The organism is Mesorhizobium sp. ES1-6, from assembly GCF_020164775.1.
Taxonomy (GTDB): Bacteria; Pseudomonadota; Alphaproteobacteria; order Rhizobiales; family Rhizobiaceae; genus Mesorhizobium.
Map to the genome: position 1 here is coordinate 508,126 of NZ_JAIUGU010000004.1, position 21,251 is coordinate 529,376.

At 62.3% G+C, this 21,251-nt stretch carries 18 protein-coding genes; 13 read left to right on the plus strand and 5 right to left on the minus strand.

What is annotated here, in order from left to right; translation table 11 throughout:
* Positions 1-146 precede the first annotated feature (146 nt).
* The gene (locus LB564_RS14470; protein ID WP_140705094.1) at positions 147-1,043 is read right to left on the minus strand and encodes a LysR family transcriptional regulator; all 897 of its coding nucleotides are present in this window, start codon (positions 1,041-1,043) and stop codon (positions 147-149) included.
* 327 nt (positions 1,044-1,370) lie between these two features.
* Between LB564_RS14470 and LB564_RS14475 the strand changes: the two genes are divergently transcribed.
* From LB564_RS14475 to LB564_RS14490, 4 genes are all read left to right on the plus strand, one after another.
* A complete protein-coding gene (locus LB564_RS14475; protein ID WP_140705092.1) occupies positions 1,371-2,105 on the plus strand; it encodes an SDR family NAD(P)-dependent oxidoreductase in 735 nt (244 codons plus the stop codon).
* 49 nt (positions 2,106-2,154) lie between these two features.
* Positions 2,155-2,907: an SDR family NAD(P)-dependent oxidoreductase gene (locus tag LB564_RS14480; RefSeq protein WP_140705090.1), complete on the plus strand. Its 753-nt coding sequence runs from the start codon at positions 2,155-2,157 to the stop codon at positions 2,905-2,907.
* Between the two features lie 32 nt (positions 2,908-2,939).
* The gene (locus tag LB564_RS14485) at positions 2,940-3,539 is read left to right on the plus strand and encodes an NADPH-dependent F420 reductase (RefSeq protein ID WP_140705088.1); all 600 of its coding nucleotides are present in this window, start codon (positions 2,940-2,942) and stop codon (positions 3,537-3,539) included.
* Between the two features lie 99 nt (positions 3,540-3,638).
* Complete coding sequence (locus tag LB564_RS14490; RefSeq protein WP_140705086.1) at positions 3,639-4,271, plus strand: class I SAM-dependent methyltransferase; 633 nt, start codon at positions 3,639-3,641, stop codon at positions 4,269-4,271.
* Positions 4,272-4,636: 365 nt separating this feature from the next.
* Here LB564_RS14490 and LB564_RS14495 read toward each other — a convergent pair whose 3' ends face one another.
* Positions 4,637-5,782: an ROK family transcriptional regulator gene (locus LB564_RS14495; protein ID WP_263493350.1), complete on the minus strand. Its 1,146-nt coding sequence runs from the start codon at positions 5,780-5,782 to the stop codon at positions 4,637-4,639.
* Between the two features lie 217 nt (positions 5,783-5,999).
* Here LB564_RS14495 and LB564_RS14500 point away from each other — a divergent pair, with 217 nt between their 5' ends.
* The 9 genes from LB564_RS14500 (at position 6,000) to LB564_RS14540 (ending at position 14,721) form a co-directional block, all read left to right on the plus strand.
* The gene (locus LB564_RS14500) at positions 6,000-7,253 is read left to right on the plus strand and encodes an ABC transporter substrate-binding protein (protein ID WP_224538664.1); all 1,254 of its coding nucleotides are present in this window, start codon (positions 6,000-6,002) and stop codon (positions 7,251-7,253) included.
* 66 nt (positions 7,254-7,319) lie between these two features.
* Positions 7,320-8,255, plus strand: coding sequence for a carbohydrate ABC transporter permease (locus tag LB564_RS14505; RefSeq protein WP_224538666.1), 936 nt, complete (start codon positions 7,320-7,322; stop codon positions 8,253-8,255).
* Positions 8,256-8,340: 85 nt separating this feature from the next.
* On the plus strand, positions 8,341-9,153 hold the full coding sequence (locus tag LB564_RS14510) for a carbohydrate ABC transporter permease (protein WP_411910233.1): 813 nt from the start codon (positions 8,341-8,343) through the stop codon (positions 9,151-9,153).
* Positions 9,154-9,220: 67 nt separating this feature from the next.
* A complete protein-coding gene (locus LB564_RS14515) occupies positions 9,221-10,327 on the plus strand; it encodes an ABC transporter ATP-binding protein (protein ID WP_224538669.1) in 1,107 nt (368 codons plus the stop codon).
* A 48-nt stretch (positions 10,328-10,375) separates the two neighbouring features.
* Entirely contained in the window at positions 10,376-11,143 is a 768-nt protein-coding gene (locus tag LB564_RS14520; RefSeq protein WP_140710862.1) for an SDR family NAD(P)-dependent oxidoreductase, read from the plus strand.
* A 29-nt stretch (positions 11,144-11,172) separates the two neighbouring features.
* Positions 11,173-12,150, plus strand: a complete 978-nt coding sequence (locus LB564_RS14525; RefSeq protein ID WP_224538672.1) for a sugar phosphate isomerase/epimerase family protein — start codon at positions 11,173-11,175, stop codon at positions 12,148-12,150.
* Between the two features lie 19 nt (positions 12,151-12,169).
* A complete protein-coding gene (locus tag LB564_RS14530; protein ID WP_224538675.1) occupies positions 12,170-12,982 on the plus strand; it encodes an SDR family NAD(P)-dependent oxidoreductase in 813 nt (270 codons plus the stop codon).
* A gap of 352 nt (positions 12,983-13,334) precedes the next feature.
* Positions 13,335-14,243 (plus strand): MBL fold metallo-hydrolase, encoded by a 909-nt coding sequence (locus LB564_RS14535; protein WP_224538678.1) that lies wholly within the window; start codon positions 13,335-13,337, stop codon positions 14,241-14,243.
* 10 nt (positions 14,244-14,253) lie between these two features.
* A complete protein-coding gene (locus LB564_RS14540; protein WP_224538680.1) occupies positions 14,254-14,721 on the plus strand; it encodes a metallophosphoesterase family protein in 468 nt (155 codons plus the stop codon).
* A 147-nt stretch (positions 14,722-14,868) separates the two neighbouring features.
* On the opposite strand, the gene LB564_RS14545 is transcribed toward LB564_RS14540, so the two are convergent.
* The 3 genes from LB564_RS14545 to LB564_RS14555 all read right to left on the minus strand — a co-directional run.
* Positions 14,869-16,206 (minus strand): HlyD family type I secretion periplasmic adaptor subunit, encoded by a 1,338-nt coding sequence (locus LB564_RS14545; protein WP_224538682.1) that lies wholly within the window; start codon positions 16,204-16,206, stop codon positions 14,869-14,871.
* 19 nt (positions 16,207-16,225) lie between these two features.
* Positions 16,226-17,920, minus strand: coding sequence for a type I secretion system permease/ATPase (locus tag LB564_RS14550; protein WP_224538684.1), 1,695 nt, complete (start codon positions 17,918-17,920; stop codon positions 16,226-16,228).
* A gap of 62 nt (positions 17,921-17,982) precedes the next feature.
* A partial coding sequence (locus LB564_RS14555; protein WP_224538686.1) for a beta strand repeat-containing protein occupies positions 17,983-21,251 on the minus strand: 3,269 nt, incomplete at its 5' end.

Sequence of the window (21,251 nt, forward strand, 5' to 3'; positions counted from 1 at the left end):
TCGCCTGTGACCCGCTAGAGCGGTTCAGCGTCTGATGGAATCGCCGACCCGCTCTAACTCTTTGTTTTCACGCAATTCCCAAGGGGAAGCGCTACGCGCTTCTCCCGGGAAAACCGTACACACTTTTCCTGGAATTGCTCCAGGCGTCAGTCGCGCGACATGGACAGCCCGGCGAGAAGCGGAGCGTGCGCGGCGAGCCTGCGGGATACGAACTCGGTGAAGAGCCGCACGCGCTTCGTCTTGCGCGTCTCCCCTTGCGTGAGAAGCCAGAGTGTCCCATGCATGGGCAGATTGGTGCCCGGCACTCTCACCAGCAGGGGGTCGGTATCTCCGACGAAGCACGGCAGTTTCGTCATCCCGATCCCTTGCTGTGCCGCGATGATCTGCGTCTCGGCGTCCGGCGTCCTGAACGGAGCTCCCGTGGTGTGAACTTCTCCGTCACGCGCCCAGTCCGGAATTCCATGACTGTCTATGACGATCCAACGGATGGGATCAGGCGTGCCCGCACGCAATGCGACTAGTCGATCGCGAGACATGTAGACGCCGCTGAACAACTGCGGTCCCTTTAGGGCGTGAAGATTGAGCGGCAGGGTTTTGCGGTCGGCGACAATGCGGATCGCGACGTCGGCCTCTCGGTTGGTCAGATTCGCCACCTCGCCGGACGTCAAGATTTCCATCTCGATGTCCGGATGCAAACGCGCGAAGTCGGCAAGATCCGGCATGAGCAAGTGTGTGGCGAGGAACGGTGGAAGCGTCACCCGCAAAAGCCCGCGCGCGCTCTGGTCGCGACCGAAGACGCGCGTCTCCAGCAAGTGCGACGACGCTTCCATCTGGTGCGCGAGATCGAGGACCTCCTCGCCCGCAGCCGTCAGGCGGTAGCCCGAAGGCAGCTTTTCGAACATCTGCGCCCCGAGGCGTTCCTCGAGATGAGCGATGCGTCGCAGCACGGTCGCGTGGTTCACACCGAGCCGCTTGGCGGCAGCCCGCACCGAGCCTCCGCGTGCGGCGGCAAGAAAGTAGCGAACGTCATCCCAGTCGATCATGGTGCAATCCGGCACCGCGCGGTGCGCCTTTCAAAGCCCTTATCCAGCCCATCGTACAGCAGTACGGCCGTCATCATAGCCTTGTCGACGAGCGCGGCCCAATTTCGAACGGCAGAAACCGATCGCCGCGGCTGGCGTCAGTCGGTCACCCGGATCGATTTTGCACCACCGATGTGCGTGCTTGCGCACTCAACAACTGATGCCGCCGGACCCATTTCGAGGGTCTCGGGCCAGATGCGGTCCCGACCCACGACAAGAGAAGGCATGGGAAAGCTTGAGGGCAAGCATTTCTCCGGTTTCTGAGCAAGTCCACGAAGGATGCATGACATGAACAGACTGAATGGAAAGACCGCCGTGATCACCGGCGGCGCTACCGGCATCGGCCTCGCCGCTGCAAAGCGCTTCATCGCGGAGGGCGCCTTCGTCTTCATCTTCGGTCGTCGGCAGGAAGCGCTTGACGCCGCTGTGGCCGACCTCGGGTCCAATTCCCGCGCGGTGAACGGCTCTGTGTCCGATCTGGCCGACCTCGACAGGCTCTACACGGCGGTGAAGGCCGAGCGCGGAACCCTCGACATCGTCTTCGCCAATGCCGGGACGGGAAGCCCGCTTGCGCTCGGCAAGATCACCCCCGAGCACATTGACGAAACTTTCGACACCAATGTGAAGGGTACGATCTTCACGGTCCAGAAGGCGCTGCCGCTGATGGGCAAGGGCGGTTCGATCATCCTGACCGGATCGAGCGCCGGCACGACGGGCGCGCCCGCATTCACCGCATACAGCGCGAGCAAGGCGGCGGTGCGCAATCTCGCGCGGACCTGGGCAGAGGACCTGAAGGGAACCGGCATCCGTGTAAACGTGCTGTCGCCCGGGGCGACGGCGACCGAACTCGCGAAGGAAGCGCTGGGCGAGGAGGGCCAGAAGGCCTTCGCCTCGATGACTCCGCTCCAGCGCATGGCGGATCCGGCGGAGATTGGGGCCGTGGCCGCCTTTCTCGCATCGTCGGACAGCAGCTTCATGACCGCCAGCGAAGTCGCCGTCGACGGCGGCCTGGCGCAGCTCTGACCCCCTCTTGGTCCCAAGCCCGGCACACGCACAACGAAGGATAAACATCATGGAAAGACTTGCAGGTAAGATCGCAGTCATCACCGGCGGCAGCAGCGGGATCGGGTTGGCCACGGCCAAGCGCTTCGTGGAAGAAGGCGCGCACGTCGTGATCACCGGCCGACGCGAGAAAGAGCTGAAGGAGGCCGCCGCCGCCATCAAAGAAAACGTTACGGCGGTCGTCGGCGACGTGGCGCGCCTGGACGATCTGGACCGGCTCTACGCCGTCGTGAAAGAGAAACATGGTCACATCGACGTTCTCTTCGCGAACGCGGGCGCGGGGACAATCGCTCCGCTCGCTGCGGCGACGGAGGCGCATTTCGACCAGACCTTCGATGTGAACGTGAAGGGGCTATTCTTTACGGTGCAGAAAGCCCTTCCCCTCTTCCGGGACGGCGGTTCGATTATCCTGACCTCTTCGGTTTCGAACGTGATGGGGCTGCCCGGGTTCAGCGTTTACGCCGCGACCAAGGCGGCTGTGCGCAACTTCGCGCGCGCTTGGACACTGGAGCTGAAGGACCGCAAGATCAGGGTGAATACGATGAGCCCGGGACCGATCGAGACCCCCGCCCTGGCGACAACGACGGGCCTTACGCCTGAGCAAGCTGAGCAGGCGGCCGCCCAATTCGCCTCGCAGGTCCCCATGGGCCGCAGGGGCCAGCCAGAGGAAATCGCGGCTGCTGTCACGTTCCTCGCCTCCAATGAAAGTTCTTACATCACCGGCGTGGATCTCGCCGTCGACGGAGGGCTGGCGCAAGTCTGACCCCTGGCATCACACACGATCGGAGAAACATCATGAGCTACGCAATCATCGGCTTCGGCAATATCGGCAAGGCCCTGGCCAAGGCGTTTGCCCGCAACGGCATCGAAGTATCCGTGGCAACCACGCGCGACCCCGAAAGCTTTGCATCCGCGGCCGCCGCGATCGGACCCACGATCATTCCCAAAACACTGGCGGAAGCCGTCAAGGCGGACATCATCTTTTTGGCAGTTCGTTTCGAGTCGCATCCGGACGTCGCGAAGGCGCTGCCCACCTGGCAGGGGAAGACCATCGTCGATGTAACCAATGCCTATGGCGTGCCCCCTGAGCAACTGGGAGGACAGCCTTCTTCCAAGTTCATCGCGCAGGCATTCTCTGGTGCAAGGCTGGTCAAAGGCTTCAACCATTTGATCGCTGCCACCCTCGACCAAGCCCCGGCCGTGCATGGTGGCAGGAGAGTGGTGTTCCTGGCGAGCGACGATGACGCTGCCGCGGCGGAGATTGGTGCGCTCGCGGAAAATCTCGGCTTCTCGCCGATCAAACTTGGCGGGCTGTCGGAAGGTGGGCTGCTGGTCCAGGCCCGCGGAAACAGCTGGGGCCATCTGATCTTCAAGGATCTGATCAAGTTTGACTGAGGAAGGACGCACGGATCGGATCGCGCGCGATCCGATCCGTGGGAAATGGAGAATCTCCATGGGTAGCGAAAAGAACGTCCAGACCGAAAGGAGATCCCGATGTACGACCCATCCAAGCTATCCGAGTTGATCCGGTTCGCACGCATCGATGCGGGCTCCACCGTCATTGACGTCTATCCAGGCGACGGCGACTGGACCCGTCTCTTCTCGGACATCGTGGGCCCCCAAGGACGAGTCTACAGCTTCGTGCCGGCCGAAGTCGCTCATTTCAAGAACGATCCGGTTGGCCGCATGCGGACGCTGGCGAAGGAGCCGGGCCGAGAGAACGTCGAAGCCGTCTCGGCGGACCTTGTGGCGATGCCGGATGTCACGCAGCCAGCGGATGTCCTGTGGCTGCACCTGTTCTACCACGATCTCCACACCGCACTGATCCAGGCCAGGGGTGCTACGGCGGCCGACTTCAATCGAGCCGTCCATCAGCGGCTCAAGCCCGGCGGGTCCTACGTCATCGTGGATCACGCCGCCGCCCTAGGGGCCGGCACGAGCGACGCCCAGTCGTTGCATCGGATTGAGCCTGCATCCGTTCGCGAGGAGGTGGAGGCGGCCGGCTTCGTATTGGACGCGGAAAGCACCATGCTCGCGAACAAGGACGATCCGCACTCGATCAAGGTGTTCGATCCCTCGATCAAGGGCGAGACCGATCGCCTCGTCTATCGGTTCGTGAGGCTCTGACGGTCAGCCATCCGCCCTACAGTGAGCGTGGTTTCCGCAAGCGTGAGAGCGTTGGTGCTTGGACACGACGGACTTTGGCTGTCCGTTCGTGAGCAAAGGTGCGGGGCCATATCTCCTCTCGATTGAACGCCGTGAAGTCGGGACCTTGACGAGCGCGTGGCCCATACCCGAAATCCTGGTCCGTGGCTCGCAGGCGTTGGAAGTCTGGCTGGCGGCGATCCCCGACCCCGGTCATGCCGGCGCACGTCCAGAGCCCGGCCGGCGCATTTGGTATGAATGGCCGCATTCAGGCTGCCCATAATCTCCGCGTGGACGTCGGCGGGCGATCGACGGCCCCAGGCATGTCGCGACGTGACCCAAGCCGATCAGCCGAGCGAGAGTTCCTTCGTCTGGTGTCTCAGGACGAGGCCGACCGCGCCCAGCAATGCATCGTTCTCGGTGTGCTTGCCAACGATTATGCGCGTGCGAAGCGCCGGAGCGATATCGCGGGACTTGATGAGCGTGTGGCGTTCATAGGAAGCGATCAGCGGCGTCAACAGAATGTCGCCCGCCAACGCCATCTGGCCCCCGATGATGATGAGCGGCGGATTGAGCACCGAGCCGATCAAGCCGAGACCCCGGCCGGCGATCTCGGCGGTGTCCTCGATCATCCGCAACGCCCTGACGTCGCCCTCCCTGGCCATCATGATGACATCGTCCATGGTGACCTGCCGCCGCACAACACGCGAAATCTGCTCCAGCGGCCGGGCAAAACTCGCATAGAGTTCCAGGCATCCGCGATTGCCGCACCGACAAAGATCGCCGCCAGGATCGATGCTGATGTGCCCGAATTCGCCGGCGCCGCCGGCAATGCCCGTGACCAGCCGGCCATTCTGGACAATGGCGCCACCGACCCCCAGATCGATCTTGAACAGCACGAAATCGTCATGGCCGACTGCCGCACCCCACATCAGTTCCGCAATGGCCGAGCAATTGCTCTCGTTGTCGGCGAAGATGGGCTGCTCCAAGATGGGTCCGAACACATCTGGTATGTTGACGCCGGCCCATGTTGGAACGATGCTCGCGCGCAGGACCATTCCATCGCGACTGACAGGACCAGAGACGGAAATCCCAACCCCCAGGAGCCCCGCCACCGGCAGACCATTTTCCTCGTAAGATTGCGCAATTGCCGATTTGGCCATCTGGGCCGCCTGTTGCGGTTGGTAGTCCAGTGCCATGGGGATAGTTTGTTCGACGATGACGGAATGCGAGACATCGGCAACGATCAGCCGCATCTCGTGAAGTCCCAGGTGAATTCCGACGCAGGTACCCGCCGTCGGATTGAGCGTCACGGCCGCGGCTGGCCTCCCGATAGCCCTGATCCCCTCGCGACTGGTCGGGGTGTCGATCACCATGCCCGATTTTCTCAAGCCATTGAGCGCGGTTGAGACCGTCGAGCGCGCCAGGCCGGTGACGCGTGCGATCTGCGACGCCGAGAGGGCGCCGCGCTCGCTCAGGCAGCGCACGATCATGCTCTCCGGCGATGCGGACGGCCTGTCGATCAGCCAGGCTCTAAGCGAGGGTTTTGTCATGGACCAACATAAACATCGTTGACTGATAGCTCCAATATGTCATGTTGGAAAGAACTCGAGATTAACGCATCTCGCCGGCGGCGGCCTCAAACCGCGGCCATAAGCGGTCGATACGAACCGTGCAACACCATATGGGAGTGAAACTATGAAATGCGTCATGACCGCCCTCGCGGCCGCTCTTGCATGCACCTTTGCCGCCGGGGCAGCCTTCGCCGAGCCCAAGACGAACCTGCTGCACCAATGGGCGACTGGATCGGACGCCCAGGCGATCGCCAAGCTCGGCGAGATGTTCACCGCCAAGGGCGGCAAGTGGGAACAGACCTCGATCGCCGGTCACACAGCCAATACGCTGGCCAAGCTGCGCGCCGACGTGATCGCCGGCAATGCCCCACCCGCCGTGCAGTTGAAAGGTCCGGAAATCGCCGAGTGGAACAAGACCGGCATGACCGCTGATCTCGACGAGCTGGCGGCTTCGGAAGGATGGGAGAAAGTGGTCGCGCCGGAATTGCTTCCGGTGATGAAGCCGACAGGCAAATGGGTCGCCGCCCCCATGAACATCCACCGCATCAACTGGCTCTGGGCCTCGCCGAAGGTCATGCAGGCCGCCGGTGTGAAGGAAATGCCCAAGACCTGGGCCGAATTCAATGCAGCCTGCGACAAGATCGTCGCCTCCGGCAAGATCTGCATCTCGCATTCGACCGCCGACTGGACGGATTCGACGGTGTTCGAGGTCGTGCTCTACGGCCAGGACATCGATCTCTATCGCAAGGCCTTCGTCGAGGGCGACGTCGAATCCATGCGCAGCCCCGGGATGGTCAAGGCTTTCCAGCAGATGCGCCTGATGACAACCAAGTACATGGATCCGGGCATGGTTGGCCGCGACTGGGATTCTATGTCGGCGCTCGTGGGCAAGGGCGACGCGGCCTTCCACATCATGGGCGACTGGACGATCGGCCTGCTGACCGCCGCCGGCTTCAAGGAAGGCACGGACTATGTCTGCGCCCAGGCACCGACCGATTGGGGCAAACCCGGCTTCATCCTCAACTCGGACTCGGTCGTGTTCTTCAAGCAAAAGGACCAGGAGTACATCGACGGCCAGAAGCTGCTTGCCAGCCTGATTCTGTCGCCGGACTTCCAGACGGTCTTCAACCAGGCCAAGGGCTCGATCCCCGCGCGACTTGATATCGATCTTTCGAACGGATTCAATCCGTGCCAGCAGCTCTCGCAGAAGGATCTGCAGGCCTCGATCAAGGACGGCACGCTGGTCCGCTCGATGGCGCACAATATGACCATCCCGCAGAAGATGCGCGGCGCGATCATGGACGCCATCACGGAGTTCGTGGCGACTCCCGACATGTCACCCGAGGACGGCGCCAATGCGATGGCCGACGCGGCCGAAGCACAGAAGTAGACGGGAACGGCCGGGCGCAAATTCTATCCGCGCCCGGCCATCCTCGATCCCAGTCCCGCGCCGCAAATGTCAAATCACGACCTGATCCTATCGACCCCGGCGCCCGCCCGCCCCTGGCGAGAGCGGCTGGGCTCGGCGATGCCATTGCTGGTGCTCGGCCCCTCGCTTGTGGCGAGCTTCGTCTACGTCTTCGTATTCACGGGCTGGACGCTCTACATCTCCCTCTCGGACTCCTCGCTACTCCCGACCTACGGCTTCGTCGGCCTGGACAACTACGCGTCCCTGTGGGCGAACCGGCGCTGGAACATCGCTTACAACAACCTCTTTCTCTTCAGCGGTTTCTACATTGTCGGCTCGATGGCGGTGGGACTGCTGCTGGCGATCCTGATCGACCAGCGTGTGCGCGCAGAAGCGGTCTGGCGCACGATCTTTCTCTATCCGCTGGCCGTCTCCTTCATCGTCACCGGCACGGTCTGGAGTTGGCTCTACAACCCGACCGACGGTATCCAGGCGATGGTGCGCGGATTGGGCTGGACGAATTTCAGTTTCGCACTCGCCAGCGACCGACACTATGCAATCTATGCGGTGATCATCACCGGTGTCTGGCAGTCGTCGGGCTTTGCCATGGCGCTCTTCCTGGCGGGGCTGCGCTCGGTGGATTCGGACCTCGTCAAGGCCGCGCAGATCGACGGCGCATCGACCTTCCGCATCTATCGCAAAGTGCTTCTGCCGACGATTGCGCCGATCTTCCTGGCGGTCGCCGTCATCCAGATCCAATTCGCCATCAAGACTTTCGACCTCGTGGCGGCCCTCACCAAAGGGGGGCCGGGTATCTCGACCACCTTCCCCGCCATTTACGTCTATGACCTGATGTTCCAACGCGGCCAGATCGGCGAAGGCGCCGCGGCGGCCATCATGATGCTTGCCGCTCTTGCCGTGGTGCTTGTGCCCTATTCGTTCTGGGTGGTCTGGCGCCGGCGCAAGGAAGCCGGCCATGGCTGACGTTTCGCTGGACCAGGCGCAGGACCATCACGCTGCCACAGTCGCGGCACGCAGGCACTTCCTCACCCGCTTCGTCATCTATGGGATGCTGGTAATCTTCGCGGCGATCTACCTGATCCCGTTGTTGGTCGTGGTGCTGAATTCATTCCGCGATCAGCAAGAGATAGCGCGCAACGGGCTGATCTCGCTGCCACGCAGCTTCCGCCTCGAAGCCTGGGGCCAGGCCTGGAGCACCTATTGCATCGGCGGCACCTGCGAGGGCATGCAGCGCAACTTCTATAATTCCCTGAAAATGACGATCCCGGCGACGATCATCTCGACGGTGGTCGGTGCGATGAACGGCTATATCTTGTCGAAATGGCGCTTCAAGGGTTCGGAAGCGTTGTTCACCTGCATGCTGCTCGGCGTCTTCATCCCGGGCCAGATTTCGTTGATGCCCTGGGCGTTCATCCTCGGCAATCTGGGCCTCAGCAATTCGACCTACGGGCTCATCGTCATTCACGTCATCCAGGGCATTTCGTTCACCACCCTGTTCTGCCGCAACTACTACGTCAGCATCCCCGACGATCTGATCAAGGCGGCACGCATCGACGGCGCGGGCTTCTGGCGCATCTTCCGCAAGATCATTCTCCCGCTCTCCTCACCGATCCTGATCGTCACGGTGATCTGGCAGTTCACCGGCATCTGGAACGAATATCTGTTCGGTGTCGTCTTCACCTCCGGGCAGCAACAGCCGATCACGGCCGCACTCGTCGCGCTGACGGCAAGCGGCACGAATGTACGCGCCTACGATGTCATGAGCGCCGCGGTGCTGATCGGCGCGCTGCCACCGCTGCTGATCTATCTTTTCGGCGGCAAGTATTTCGTCCGCGGCCTGACCCAGGGTGCGATCAAGTGAGGTGCGATCAAGTGAGCGCAGCCTGTCGCATGTCGCCGATCGCCCCGACCGCCAAGAAAGGCATCGCATGTCGACATTGACCATCCGATCCCTGCGCAAGAACTACGGCGCGGTCGAGGTGCTGAAGGGCATCGATCTCGAGGCGCAGAACGGTGAGTTCATCGCGCTGGTAGGACCGTCCGGCTGCGGCAAGTCGACCTTGCTCGCGATGATCGCCGGGCTGGAATCTGTCACCTCCGGCGAGATCCGCATCGACGGCCGGCTGGTCAATTCGGTTGCTCCGAAGGACCGCGACATCGCCATGGTGTTCCAGTCCTACGCACTTTACCCGACGATGACGGTGCGCGAGAACATCACCTTCGGCATGGAAAGCCGCCGCGTACCGAAGTCGCAGCAGGACGAGGCCGTCAAGCGGGTTGCAGCTTTCCTGCAGATCGAACCGCTGCTTGGGCGCAAGCCCGGACAACTTTCGGGCGGCCAGCGCCAGCGCGTCGCGATGGGCCGGGCGCTGGTGCGTGATCCGAAACTGTTCCTGTTCGACGAGCCGCTTTCCAATCTCGACGCCAAGCTGCGCGTCGACATGCGCACCGAAATCAAGAAGCTGCATCACCGCGTCGGAAAGACGACGGTTTACGTCACCCACGACCAGGTCGAGGCGATGACACTGGCTTCACGCATCGCCGTGATGAACCAGGGCTCGGTCCAGCAATTCGACGAGCCGGCCACGATCTACAACCGTCCGGCCAACATGTTCGTCGCGGGCTTCATGGGCTCGCCGGCGATGAATTTTTTGCCGGCCGAACTGGGCGAACAAGACGGGCGCCCCTCCGTCGCCTTGCAGGCCGCCGACGGCAAGACGGCCAGCCTGCCGATCGTCCAGACGCTTGCCTCCGATTCGCCGCGACAGCTCTTGCTCGGCATACGGCCGGAGCACATCTACCGGTTTGATCCCGATCTTCAGCGTCGCAAGCCAAGCATCGCTCAAATCAATGCCGTGGTCGAACTGGTCGAACCGACGGGTGCGGAGACCATGGCCGTTCTGCGCCTGGGCGCCAAGGAAATCACCGGTCGTTTCGACCCCGACGGCACGCCCCGGATGGGTGAGACGGTGACACTCGGCATCGACATGGCGCGTGCGTGCCTGTTCGACCCGACAACCCAACGCCTGATCTGACCCAACCCCTGATCTGACCCAACCCCTGATCTGAAGAGAGTTCCGAATTTGCCCTTTGCCACCTATCCGAGCCTGGCCGACCGCGTGGTGCTGATTACCGGCGGCGCGTCTGGCATCGGCGCCGACACGGTTCGCGCCTTCGCCGCCAATGGCGCACGCGTCGCGTTTCTCGATCTGCGGCAGGAGGCCGGCGAAGAACTCGCACGAGAAGTCGGCGCCACGGCAGCGCACAAGCCGTTATTCATCCGCTGCGACGTGACCGATATTCCCGCGCTCCAGGCGGCGATCGGCACGGTGCGCGACCGCCTCGGATCCGTCGCGGTTCTGGTCAACAACGCCGGCGACGACAATCGCCACCCAGTCGCCGGCGTGACGCAGGAGTACTGGGACCATGCCCAGGACGTGAACCTCCGGCACCACTTCTTTGCCGCCCAGGCCGTGCATCCGCACATGAAGGAGTTGGGCTTTGGTTCGATCGTCAATTTTTCCTCGATCGCCTGGCGCTTCGGCGCGGCCGAGATGGCGCCCTATGCGACGGCCAAGGCTGCGGTGGTCGGGTTGACATTCGCGTTGGCGCGGGCGTTTGGCCCTGACAACATCCGCGTCAACGCCATCGAGCCGGGCGCTGTCATCACCGACCGGCAGAGGCAGCTCTGGTACAAGACGGAGGCGTCGGTCGACCAGGTCGTGCAGCGCCAGTTGATCCGCCAAGTTCTGCTGGGCGACGAGATCGCCCGGACGGTGCTGTTCCTCGCCGCCGACGACAGCCGCATGATCACCAAGCAGTCGATCACCGTGGATGCCGGCCTGCGATGACCGCAAAACTCCCTTCAAAGGATCGCCCCATGATCGAGGTCGGCCTCAACCCCTACGGTCTGACCTATCATCTCGGCCTGCAGGGCCGCGGCACGCCACGCGCCAATCCGAGGCCGGCGGGGCTCGAAGGGTTCATCGCGCTGGCGACCGAACTCGGCGCGCGGGTTCTCGAGATCTGGGTGCCGTGGCTGACCGAGCTTTCCGACGACGCGGTGATCGAACTGGGCGAAAAGCTCGCCGGCCTCGGCATCACACCGATCGTCAGCGGCGGTCTTTTGGTGGGCGAACCGCTCGACGAGGCATTCCGGGCCGCACGCCTGCTGCGGGCCAAAGTCATCCGAACCGCGCTGACGCCGGTTCTGTGTGGCGACCGTAATGCCGCTGGCGAGAAATGGGGCGAGTTCGTCGGTATTATTCGAGACAGATTGAGAGAATGGGGTCCCCGCGCGATGGCCGAGGGCCATGTCCTTGCGATCGAAAACCACCAGGACTTCACCAGCCAAGAACTCGCCGATTTCTGCGCGCTCGGCGGCGAAGGCGTCGGCGTCACCTTCGACACCGGCAACACATTCCCGGTCGGCGAAGCACCGCTCGATTTTGTCAGGCGGATCGCACCTTATGTCCGCCATATCCACCTGAAGGATTACCGCGTGCAGTTCACGGCCGAAGGCTACCGGCTGATCCGTTGTGCCGTCGGCGATGGAGCAGTGCCGTTTGCCGAGCTGTTGGCAATTCTTGCTGAACACCACGATCGCATGACCGCCGTCCTGGAACCGGGCGCGTTGGAGGCGAGGCATGTCCGCTTTCTCAGCGACGAATGGTGGCACGGCTATCCGCCGAAGACGGCACGCGACTTTGCCGCCTGCCTGCGCGCCGCGCAGCGCAATCGGCTGCCCGACGATGCGGACTACCGCACTCCTTGGGAGCGCGAAGACGACGGTTCCCTGGTTTCCTATGAGCTCGACATGATCCGGCGCAGCGCCGCCAACATGCGCAATCTGATTTGATGAAAGTGGAGAAGATCTGGTGACGACACGTGAACTCGATGGATTGACCGCCTTCGTAACCGGCTCCGGCCGTGGCTTGGGTCGCGTGATGGCCGAGCGCCTGGCGGAACTCGGCGCCAATGTCGCGATCCACGACATGGACGAAACAGCGCCGGCCAAATATGGAGAGTTCGCCAATCTCGGCGAGGTGGTCGAGCGCCTGAAGCGTCATGGGACGAAGGTCACGTCGGTGACCGGCAACATTGGCGACCAGAAGGCGGTAGCCGAGATGAAGCGCAAGATCGAGGCCGATCTCGGTGAGGTGCATGTGCTGGTCAATTGTGCCGGCGGCGACATCGGCGCCAAGGGCGGCAAGCCGAACCCGAACAACGCCCTCGACATCGAACTCGAGGACATCCGCGTGCTCACCGAGAACAATTTGATCGGCACGATGCTGGTCTGCCAGGCCTTCGTGCCGCCAATGAAGCAGCGCGGGGGCGGCTCCGTCATCAACATCGCGTCGGCGGCGGCACATCTCGGCTGCTCGCCCGAGGTCGTCTACTCGACGTTGAAGGCCGCGGTCGTGCACTACACGCGCTGCCTCGCCAAGGAACTGATCGACGACGGCGTGCGCATCAATGCGGTCAGCCCCGGCGCCACCAAGACGGCCCGGTTCCAGGCGACCCGAGTGGTCGATCCGAAGCGCATGGATTCGAGCAGCAAATCGCTTAACCGCTATGCGGAGCCGGAAGAGATCGCCGAGGCGGTGGCCTTTCTCGCCGGTCCGCGCGCGCGCTTCATCAACGGTCAGGTCATCCGCGTCGATGGTGGTTTCACGATCTTTCCAGGTTGAAAGGCCGCGCAAAGCCGCCGTTCGCTTCAGGATCGAAAGCCGGCGTCGGCTTGCAGACCGCGCGAGAAAGCGGACAACGCGGCCGGCGCCACTTTCACGCTGCCGCGCGCGTGTTGTCGCCATGGGACGGGCAGTCGCTGAACATTCTGGCTTGCCGCCAAAACCACCGTCAACTTGAGCGGGTCACATCTGCTGGAGCGGACTATGCACAATATCCGAGATGCCTGCTTTCAGGCGGTAAAACCCCGATTTCGATGACTGAGATCGGACGCCAAGCCGTTACGCGAAGTCTATCCAAGACCGCTCCCTCCCCCGCTTTGAGGTCTCATTGTCCGCGATGTAGACTGCTCACATGACCTTCAGGCTCATCTTCCTCGGGACCTCGGCCAGCGTGCCCTCGGCCGAGCGCAATCATCCGGCGCTGCTCGTTGAAGCCGGTAGTCAACGGGTGCTGGTCGATTGCGGGGAAGGCACCCAGCGTCAGCTTCTGCGCGGTGGTGCCGGATTCAGGCGACTTGATCGGCTGCTCCTCACCCACGCGCATTTCGACCACGTGCTCGGGATTCCGGGCTTGTTCTCGACGCTTCGGCTCCGGCAGAGCGAGGACCTTGTAACCGTTCATGGCAGCGCAGACACGCTCGACGTCGTCGCCCGCATGCTCGCTGGCCTTTGGGGTGAAGGACGCGCGCCGATCCCGCTGCAACTCGTGCCGCTTGTCCCCGGACGCGTGTTCGAGGTGGATGAGTTCACGGTCGATTGCTTTCAAGTTCGCCATCGCGACACCGACAGCTATGGCTTCGTCTTCGAGACGCCGGCGCGTCGTCACCTCCGTTCGGACCGCTTGGTAGCTCTCGGTGTGCCAGACGGTCCGATCCGGAGGGACTTGGCCGAAGGACGTTCAATTTCTCTCCCAGACGGCAGGACGATTGCTCCCGAAGCAGTCCTCGGACCACCCGAAGCCGGCAAGAAGCTGGTCATTGTAGGCGACACCGAAACCACCGATGGATTGGCCGACAAGGTGGGCGGCGCCGACCTGCTTGTCATCGAAGCCACATTCCTGGAACGAGATGCGACCATGGCGCGCGACTATGGACATCTGACGGCTGCGGAGGCGGCATCGCTGGCAGCCACCAGTGATGTAAAGCAACTCGTTCTTACGCACATCTCCGGCCGCTATTCTGACGAAGAAATTCTCGCGGAAGCGGTCCGGACGTTTACGAACAGCCTTATCGCAACGGATTTGTCCACCCTCACCGTCTGATGGCAGAGCTATGACATTCAGGATTGGTGTCATCTCGGACACGCACGGCTTGCTGAGGCCGGAGGCAGTGCGCTGCCTAGCCGGGGTCGACCACATCATTCATGGAGGAGATATCGGTCGCCCTGAGATCATCGCAGCGCTTCGCGGTATCGCACCGGTTACCGCAATCAGAGGAAACGTGGACACCGGTGGGTGGGCAGTGGAATACGCGGAAACCGAGCTCGTCCGCCTCGCTGGACGAGCAATCTACGTGCTTCATGATCTCAAGACGCTGCAGATCAACCCGGTTGTCCAGGGCATCGATTTGATCGTGTCCGGTCACTCGCACGTGCCAAGGATGGAGACAGTGGATGGCGTGCTCTATTTGAATCCGGGCAGCGCTGGCCCACGACGGTTTAAGCTGCCTGTCACCCTTGCGACCATCGACATCACTCGCGACAGCATGCAGCCCTCGATGTGGAGCTTGGTAAGCGGCTGAACCAATTCAGCACACCCCTTAACATACGTCCACGCCCATATCCAACGGTCTCCTGGATTTTTCATGGCCAGGAGCGCCGCAATGCGGAGGGAAGGATATTCACGACTGGTTAGCTGGAGTTATCGGCGCGTGCGTGTTGGATTTCCGTCACTTCTGGCGAAACGCTGAGTGGAACGATACAACCAGCGGGCCTAAAATGTAGTCGAGTGCCGTGCGTTGCTCGGTAACGATCATGACCGACGCCGGCATGCCCGGATAAAGCGCGATTTGCGGGGCCGCTGCCAATTCCACCGGATCGACCGCTACGTCCGCGAGATAATAGGGAAAGCCGGTCTTGGTATCGGTAATGCGATCCGCCGAAATGCGGGTGACGCGTCCATGAATTATGGGTATCGAACGCTGCTTGTATGATGTGAAACGCACTTCGGCGGCCATGTCGGGACGCAGGTTCGATATGTCCTCGACGCGAACCTGCGCCTGGACGATCAGCGAATTCTCGGTCGGCACGATGTCGAGGATGGTCTGGCCCGGCGCCACGATCGCACCGATCGAGAAGACGCTCAAATCCATCACTTGGCCGTCATAGGGCGCACGCACTTCGGCCCGATCCATGGCAGCCTGGGCGGCGAACATCTTGGGTATGAGATCGGACAGGTTCGATTGCGTATCGATCAGCATGGCCGACAATTTGGTCCGGCGCTCGTTGGTCAATTGTGCGATCTGGCTCTCAAGTTCGGCTTTGCTCTGTTGGCTGCCGCCGATGGCGCCGAGATTATCGTCGATCAAGCCCTGCAAATCCGAGGCCGACCTTTCCAGTTCCAGGATGCGTGGGCGAGTCGTCAAACCGGCCTTGAGCAGCTTCGACAGGCTGGCCTTCTCCTCGATCGTCGATTTAAGCTGAGCCTGGTAGGATTCGACCCGAGACTGCTTGCCCCGCATCTGCTCCTCGAGCTCGGCAATGCGCCGCTCGAGAATCTGCCTGGCGCCGGCCATCGAGGCGCGTTGGCTTTCCAGGTCGGCGATCTGGTTTGCCATTGCGTCCTTGAGGTAGTCCTCGTGCTCTTTGAGGATGTCCTTGGGAAAGGCGACAGCCTCGCTGCCGTCCAGTTCGGCACGGATCCTGGCATCGGTTGCGCGCAACAGCGCGTATTGCTGGGCATAGAGATTGAACTCGGACCGAATCCTGGTGTCGTCCAGCTTCAGCATTATGTCGCCCTTCCTGACGACGTCGCCATCCTTTACCCGGATCTCCTTCACTGTACCGCCGTCGAAGTGCTGGACGCTCTTGCGATTGCCTTCCACCTTGACGATGGCGTCGGCGAGCACGGCGCCGTTCAGAGGGGCAAAGGCCGCCCAGCCGCCGAAAATGCCGAAAAAGCCCATTATGATCAGCAGGCCGATATAGGCGGGCACGCGGATTGAATCCGGAGCCACGAGGCCGACCTCGCCGGGCAGGCTATGGTAAGTGAGGGCGCTGTCGCTCATCGATCTCTCCGACCACAGCTCATTGCGTTGCCACCGCCATTGGAGCCGCGCGCTGATTGAGCAGCGCCACGATCTCGTTTCTCATGCCGAACGCCTCGACGGCGCCATCGCGCAACAGCAGGATCTTGTCGACATTCGCCAAGGTCGAGGGCCTATGCGAGACGATGATAACCGTGCTGCCGCGGCGCTTGAGCTCGATCGCGCAGTCGCTCAGCGCGCGGTCGCCGTCGGCGTCGAGATTGGAGCTCGGCTCGTCAAGAATGATCAGCTTCGGCGTTCCAAACACCGCCCGGGCAAGAGCAATCCGCTGCCGATATCCTCCTGACAGCACGGCGCCGCCCTCGCCGATCTGAGTCTCGTAGCCCTGCGGCAGGCGAATGATCATCTCGTGCACGCCGGCAAGCCGCGCGGCCTCGATAACCTCCTGGTCGACATTGGTCTTGAAGCGCCCAATATTGGCGGCGACGGTATCGGAGAAGAGTTCGATATCCTGCGGCAGGTAACCGATGTGATCACCTAATGCGTCGTGCCCCCATTGCGACAGGTCGGCGCCATCCAGCCTGACTGTGCCGCGACTGGGTTGCATGACGCCGGCAAGGTGGCGCGCCAGGGTCGACTTGCCGGCGCCGGAGGGGCCAACGATTCCGAGCGCCTCGCCAGCCTCCAGCCGAAACGACACTTCCCGCAGAAGCACCTTTTGCTGGCTGAGAATTGCAAAGCTTACCTGCTCGACGGAGATCGTGCCGCTGGGCTTGGGCAGGTTGAACGCTCTTTCGTTCCGCGCGCCCCCGTCGACCAGCTTCTCCACTCTTGCCAACGCTGCCCGCGCCAGGATCAGGCTGCGCCAGAGGCCGACGATCTGCTCGACAGGCTGCAGCCCCCTGCCCAGCAGGAGACTCGCCGCGAACATGGTGCCGCCGGTAATCTGCCGTTCGATGACCAGATAGGCGCCGAGGCCGAGGATCAGCGATTGCATGGTCAGCCGCAGAAACCGGATAAGGCCCGACATCAGGGCGGCACGGTCGCTTGCCTCCGCCTGGCGCCGCAGCGCCAGGTTTCGGTCGCGCCCCCAGCGACGGATGAGACCGTCAATCATCCCCATGGCGCGAACAACTTCCGAGTTCCTGAGGCTCATCTCGGTGAAGTTATAGTTGTTCGTCGCCAGCTCGTTGGCCTGTTTCAGCGGCGAGCGCACGAGATACTCGTTGAGCACGGCCATGCCGATCAAGAGCAGCGAGCAGCCCAATGCGAAGAAGCCGAGCCAAGGATGCAGCAGAAAGATGATGCCGATGTAGATGGGCGACCACGGCAGGTCGAACAGGGCGTGGATGCCGCTGCCGGTGATGACCTGCCTGAACGTATCGAAGTCGCGGATCGGCTGGCTCGGCGAGGAGCCGGGCGACGGGGTTTCGACAGACGCGGCGAGGATCCTTGCCGAGAGCAACCGGTCGAGCCGGGCGCTGGCACGCGTCAGGATCCAGGCGCGGACCAGGTCGAGACCCGCCAGCGAAAGGAAGGCCGCCAGCAACACCAGGGTCAGCATCACCAGCGTGGTTTCGCTGCCACTGGTGACAACCCGGTCGTAGATCTGCAGCATGTAGAGTGGGGAGGCGAGGTAAAGCAGGTTGATCGCCAGGCTGAATGCCGCCGCAAGCAGGAAATAGCGGCGGCATGCCCGGAGCGCATCCTTTACAATTCGAGACTTGCTATCCACTTCCAGAACCCCACTCGATACTCGTCAGGTCAGGGAGCGCCACAGCCGGCGGCCGTTTTCGCTCACACCACGAAGTCGCTTGAAATCGCCCCATTGCCGATGCCGGTCAGCGTGAATTCCGCCGGATTATACGAAACGACGGTATGGCCCTGGCCGTCATCGGCAAGCTTGAAGGCGTTCGCATCATAGCTGCCGACCAGATGCAACGCGGTGCCATGGGTGCCATCCGAAACGGTCAGCGTTCCGCCGCTGCCATCCTGGTTTGCCTGATAGACGGCCGTCGTTCCCGCACCGAACAGGATGTCCCTGAGGTCCAGTCTGTCATCATTGGTGATGCCGCCGATCCGTCCGCTGTAATCGAAAGAATCGTCGAGTTGCAGCGTGCCGGCAGCGTCGTGTCCGAAGGTGACATCCGTCGATGAGGCGCCGCCGAACTCGAGCTTCGACAGATTGCCGATCGTGGCATCGCCGTCGCCGGTAACCTGGCCGTGGATGACGATGTTGCCGCCATTGGCCCAGAGCATGCCTGAATTCGCCAGGCCGCCGGTGATCGTCAGACCGCCAGAACCCGTTGCTTCCAGCGTTCCGGAGTTGACGACGACGCTGCCACCGGTGTCGATGACCAGCGCGTTCGAGCCCGAGGCGATGATTGTCCCCCTGTTGTCGAGGCTCAGCATCCCGCCGCCCAATTGGCCAGCGCCGGAGATCGTGTTGTCGACATTGACCAGACTGACGTCCGGCCCGGTGCCGGAGATCATGTTGGCGGCGCTATCGGACAGCAGGATCTGCCCGCCGCCCTGCAAGGTCACGCCGTGCTGAACGACCTGCAGCAGCGTATCGCCGCCGGTCGAGTCGAGCGAGATGAGGCAGCTGTTGTTGATAATGCCGCTGAGCGGCAGCAACGCGCCGTCGCCGATCGTCATGGTGCCTGAATTGGCGACCACAGGCGTCTGATCGAAGACGAAATTGCCAGCGCCAAGCGTTGAGGAATGCACGCCTTCCAACGTGATCGACTGCCCGTCGCCGAGCGCGATCACCGCATTGCCGTTGGCGTCGTCGGCGATATGCGACTGGAGGTCGGCAAAGTCTGCCAACCCGTTATAGCCGATGAGGTCGATCTGGTCGGCTGCCGCGTCGAAATTGTGCACCGTGTCGGCGCCGATCGGTTGCGAAAAGACGAAGAGATCGTTGCCGTGCGAGCCGGTCAGCACGTCGTCACTGGACCAGGCAAAGATCGGCGATCCCGGAGCGTAGGCCTCGACATTGTCGGCGATCGATGCGCTGCCCAAGGTGCCGTCGGCATTGATCCAGGTCAATTGCACGTCGAGCACTGCGGCGCCCACGAAATTGGCCGGCGTTGTCACCGTCAGTTCGTGGATGGCGCTGGACTGAACCGTCCAGGATCCATCGGCGTTGTGCGTCGCGCCGTCGATCGTCCAGCCGGTAGGCACGTCCTTCACGGTGACGGTGATGAGCGCGTCCTCGTGCGAGGGGTCGGTCAAGGCGAGATTGATGGGCTCGCCGGAGGTGCCAGCGGGCTTGAGGCCGCCTTGGGTCGCGGCTGCGTTTGTATGACCTGCATTATCCGAGAACGCTCCAGCATCGATAGTAACGCTGTAAGTTGATCCGTTGTTGCCAGAACCCTTATTTACGTCAAACGAATACGTTTGTGTCGCCGCGTCAAAATGGCCGCTGCCAGCAACTATGAACGCGTCATTGGTCGCATTCGACACATGGATTGCCGATGTGATGTCGACGAAGTTTGCATGTATGCTCGTGGTATTGAAAGTTATTTGAGCTGTGCTTGGACTGTTATTGCTTGATTGCTTGCTCGCAGCGACCGTACTGATAAGCGTGTTGCTCGCCTCGTCCGTGCCGTTGACGGTGACGGTGACGGTCTGGGTATCCGACGCACCGTTATTGTCGGTGCTTTGGACAGTATAGGTGAGCGTCAGGGACTGACCGGCAGCAAGGTAATCGAATGCCTGCGTGCCGGAGTTGAAGGTCCAGTTAAGGTTGTGGGTGTCCGCAGGATTGGCGGCCAAGCCCGATATCGGCGAAACAGCCATCATGGCAAGAAGTTGGGCCGCGTTTGAAGTGAGACCAGCCGTCGTTCCTGACGCCACGACAGCTGTGACCGTGGAACTGACAGTGTCGGCAACATCGGCATCGGTCACCGTCAGCGTGCCCGATCTCGACAGGCCGGCATTGGTCTCTGTCAGGGTCGCGGACGCTGTGTCCGGCGTCCCTGTCGCCACAAGATGTATATCTGGAGCATCATTGGTGCCGTTGATGGTCACCGTCAGGTTGGCGCTCGAAGAGCCGCCATGGTTGTCTGAGTTGGTGTAGCTGAAGACGTCGGTGGCTGTGGCACCTTGAGCCAGTGCCTGCACCGAGGCCAGGGCGTTGTTGAGCGTGTAGGTGTAGGTGCCATCGCTGTTGAGATGCAGCGTGCCGTAAGTGCCGACTAGGTTGGCACCGACATTGGCGGCCGAACCATTGACGGCGGTGACGCTGCGGGTATCGCCAGTGTCGACATCGCTGTCGTTGCTCAGCACATTGCCGCTGACCGGATTGGGCGCTGTGTCCTCTTTCACCGAAGCGGTGTCGGCAACCACGATCGGGGCATCATTGGTGCCGTTGATGGTCACCGTCAGGCTGGAACTCGATGAGCCGCCATGGTTGTCGGCGTTGGTGTAGGTGAAGACGTCGGTGGCTGTGGCACCTGCTGCCAGAGCCTGCACCGAGGCCAGGGCGTTGTTGAGCGTGTAGGTGTAGGTGCCATCGCTGTTGAGATGCAGCGTGCCGTAAGTGCCGACTAGGTTGGCACCGACATTGCCGGCCGAACCGTTGACGGCGGTGACGCTGCGGGTATCGCCAGTGTCGACATCGCTGTCGTTGGTCAGCACATTGCCGCTGACCGGATTGGGCGCTGTGTCCTCTTTCACCGAAGCGGTGTCGGCCACCGCGACCGGTGCGTCGTTGACGCCGTTGACGGTGATGGTGAGCGAGGCGACCGAGGTTGCGCCATGTTCGTCGGTGACGGTGTAGCTGGCCACGACATCGGTGGAGGCGCCGGCCGCCAGGTGCTGGTAGGCGGCATTGCTGGCGTCGAGGCTGTAGCTGCCATCGGGATTGAGGGTCAGGCCGGCGATCGGCGCATTGAGGCTGTAGCTGAGGACGGCGCCGTCATCGACATCGCTGTCGTTGGTGGCGACGCTGCCGGTGATGGTGGTGTCCTCGAGGCCGGAATTGGTGTCGGCCACCGCGACCGGTGCGTCGTTGACGCCGTTGACGGTGATGGTGAGCGAGGCGACCGAGGTTGCGCCAT

What these genes read in the sequence shown, in the direction of transcription:
- LB564_RS14480 (WP_140705090.1), top strand. Translation starts at nt 2,155, where the DNA reads ATGGAAAGACTTGCAGGTAAGATCGCAGTCATCACCGGCGGCAGCAGC.
- LB564_RS14500 (WP_224538664.1), top strand. Translation starts at nt 6,000, where the DNA reads ATGACCGCCCTCGCGGCCGCTCTTGCATGCACCTTTGCCGCCGGGGCA.
- LB564_RS14470 (WP_140705094.1), bottom strand. Translation starts at nt 1,043, where the DNA reads ATGATCGACTGGGATGACGTTCGCTACTTTCTTGCCGCCGCACGCGGA.
- LB564_RS14525 (WP_224538672.1), top strand. Translation starts at nt 11,173, where the DNA reads ATGATCGAGGTCGGCCTCAACCCCTACGGTCTGACCTATCATCTCGGC.
- LB564_RS14540 (WP_224538680.1), top strand. Translation starts at nt 14,254, where the DNA reads ATGACATTCAGGATTGGTGTCATCTCGGACACGCACGGCTTGCTGAGG.
- LB564_RS14490 (WP_140705086.1), top strand. Translation starts at nt 3,639, where the DNA reads ATGTACGACCCATCCAAGCTATCCGAGTTGATCCGGTTCGCACGCATC.
- LB564_RS14485 (WP_140705088.1), top strand. Translation starts at nt 2,940, where the DNA reads ATGAGCTACGCAATCATCGGCTTCGGCAATATCGGCAAGGCCCTGGCC.
- LB564_RS14545 (WP_224538682.1), bottom strand. Translation starts at nt 16,206, where the DNA reads ATGAGCGACAGCGCCCTCACTTACCATAGCCTGCCCGGCGAGGTCGGC.
- LB564_RS14505 (WP_224538666.1), top strand. Translation starts at nt 7,320, where the DNA reads ATGTCAAATCACGACCTGATCCTATCGACCCCGGCGCCCGCCCGCCCC.
- LB564_RS14510 (WP_411910233.1), top strand. Translation starts at nt 8,341, where the DNA reads ATGCTGGTAATCTTCGCGGCGATCTACCTGATCCCGTTGTTGGTCGTG.
- LB564_RS14515 (WP_224538669.1), top strand. Translation starts at nt 9,221, where the DNA reads ATGTCGACATTGACCATCCGATCCCTGCGCAAGAACTACGGCGCGGTC.
- LB564_RS14535 (WP_224538678.1), top strand. Translation starts at nt 13,335, where the DNA reads ATGACCTTCAGGCTCATCTTCCTCGGGACCTCGGCCAGCGTGCCCTCG.
- LB564_RS14475 (WP_140705092.1), top strand. Translation starts at nt 1,371, where the DNA reads ATGAACAGACTGAATGGAAAGACCGCCGTGATCACCGGCGGCGCTACC.
- LB564_RS14495 (WP_263493350.1), bottom strand. Translation starts at nt 5,782, where the DNA reads ATGATCGTGCGCTGCCTGAGCGAGCGCGGCGCCCTCTCGGCGTCGCAG.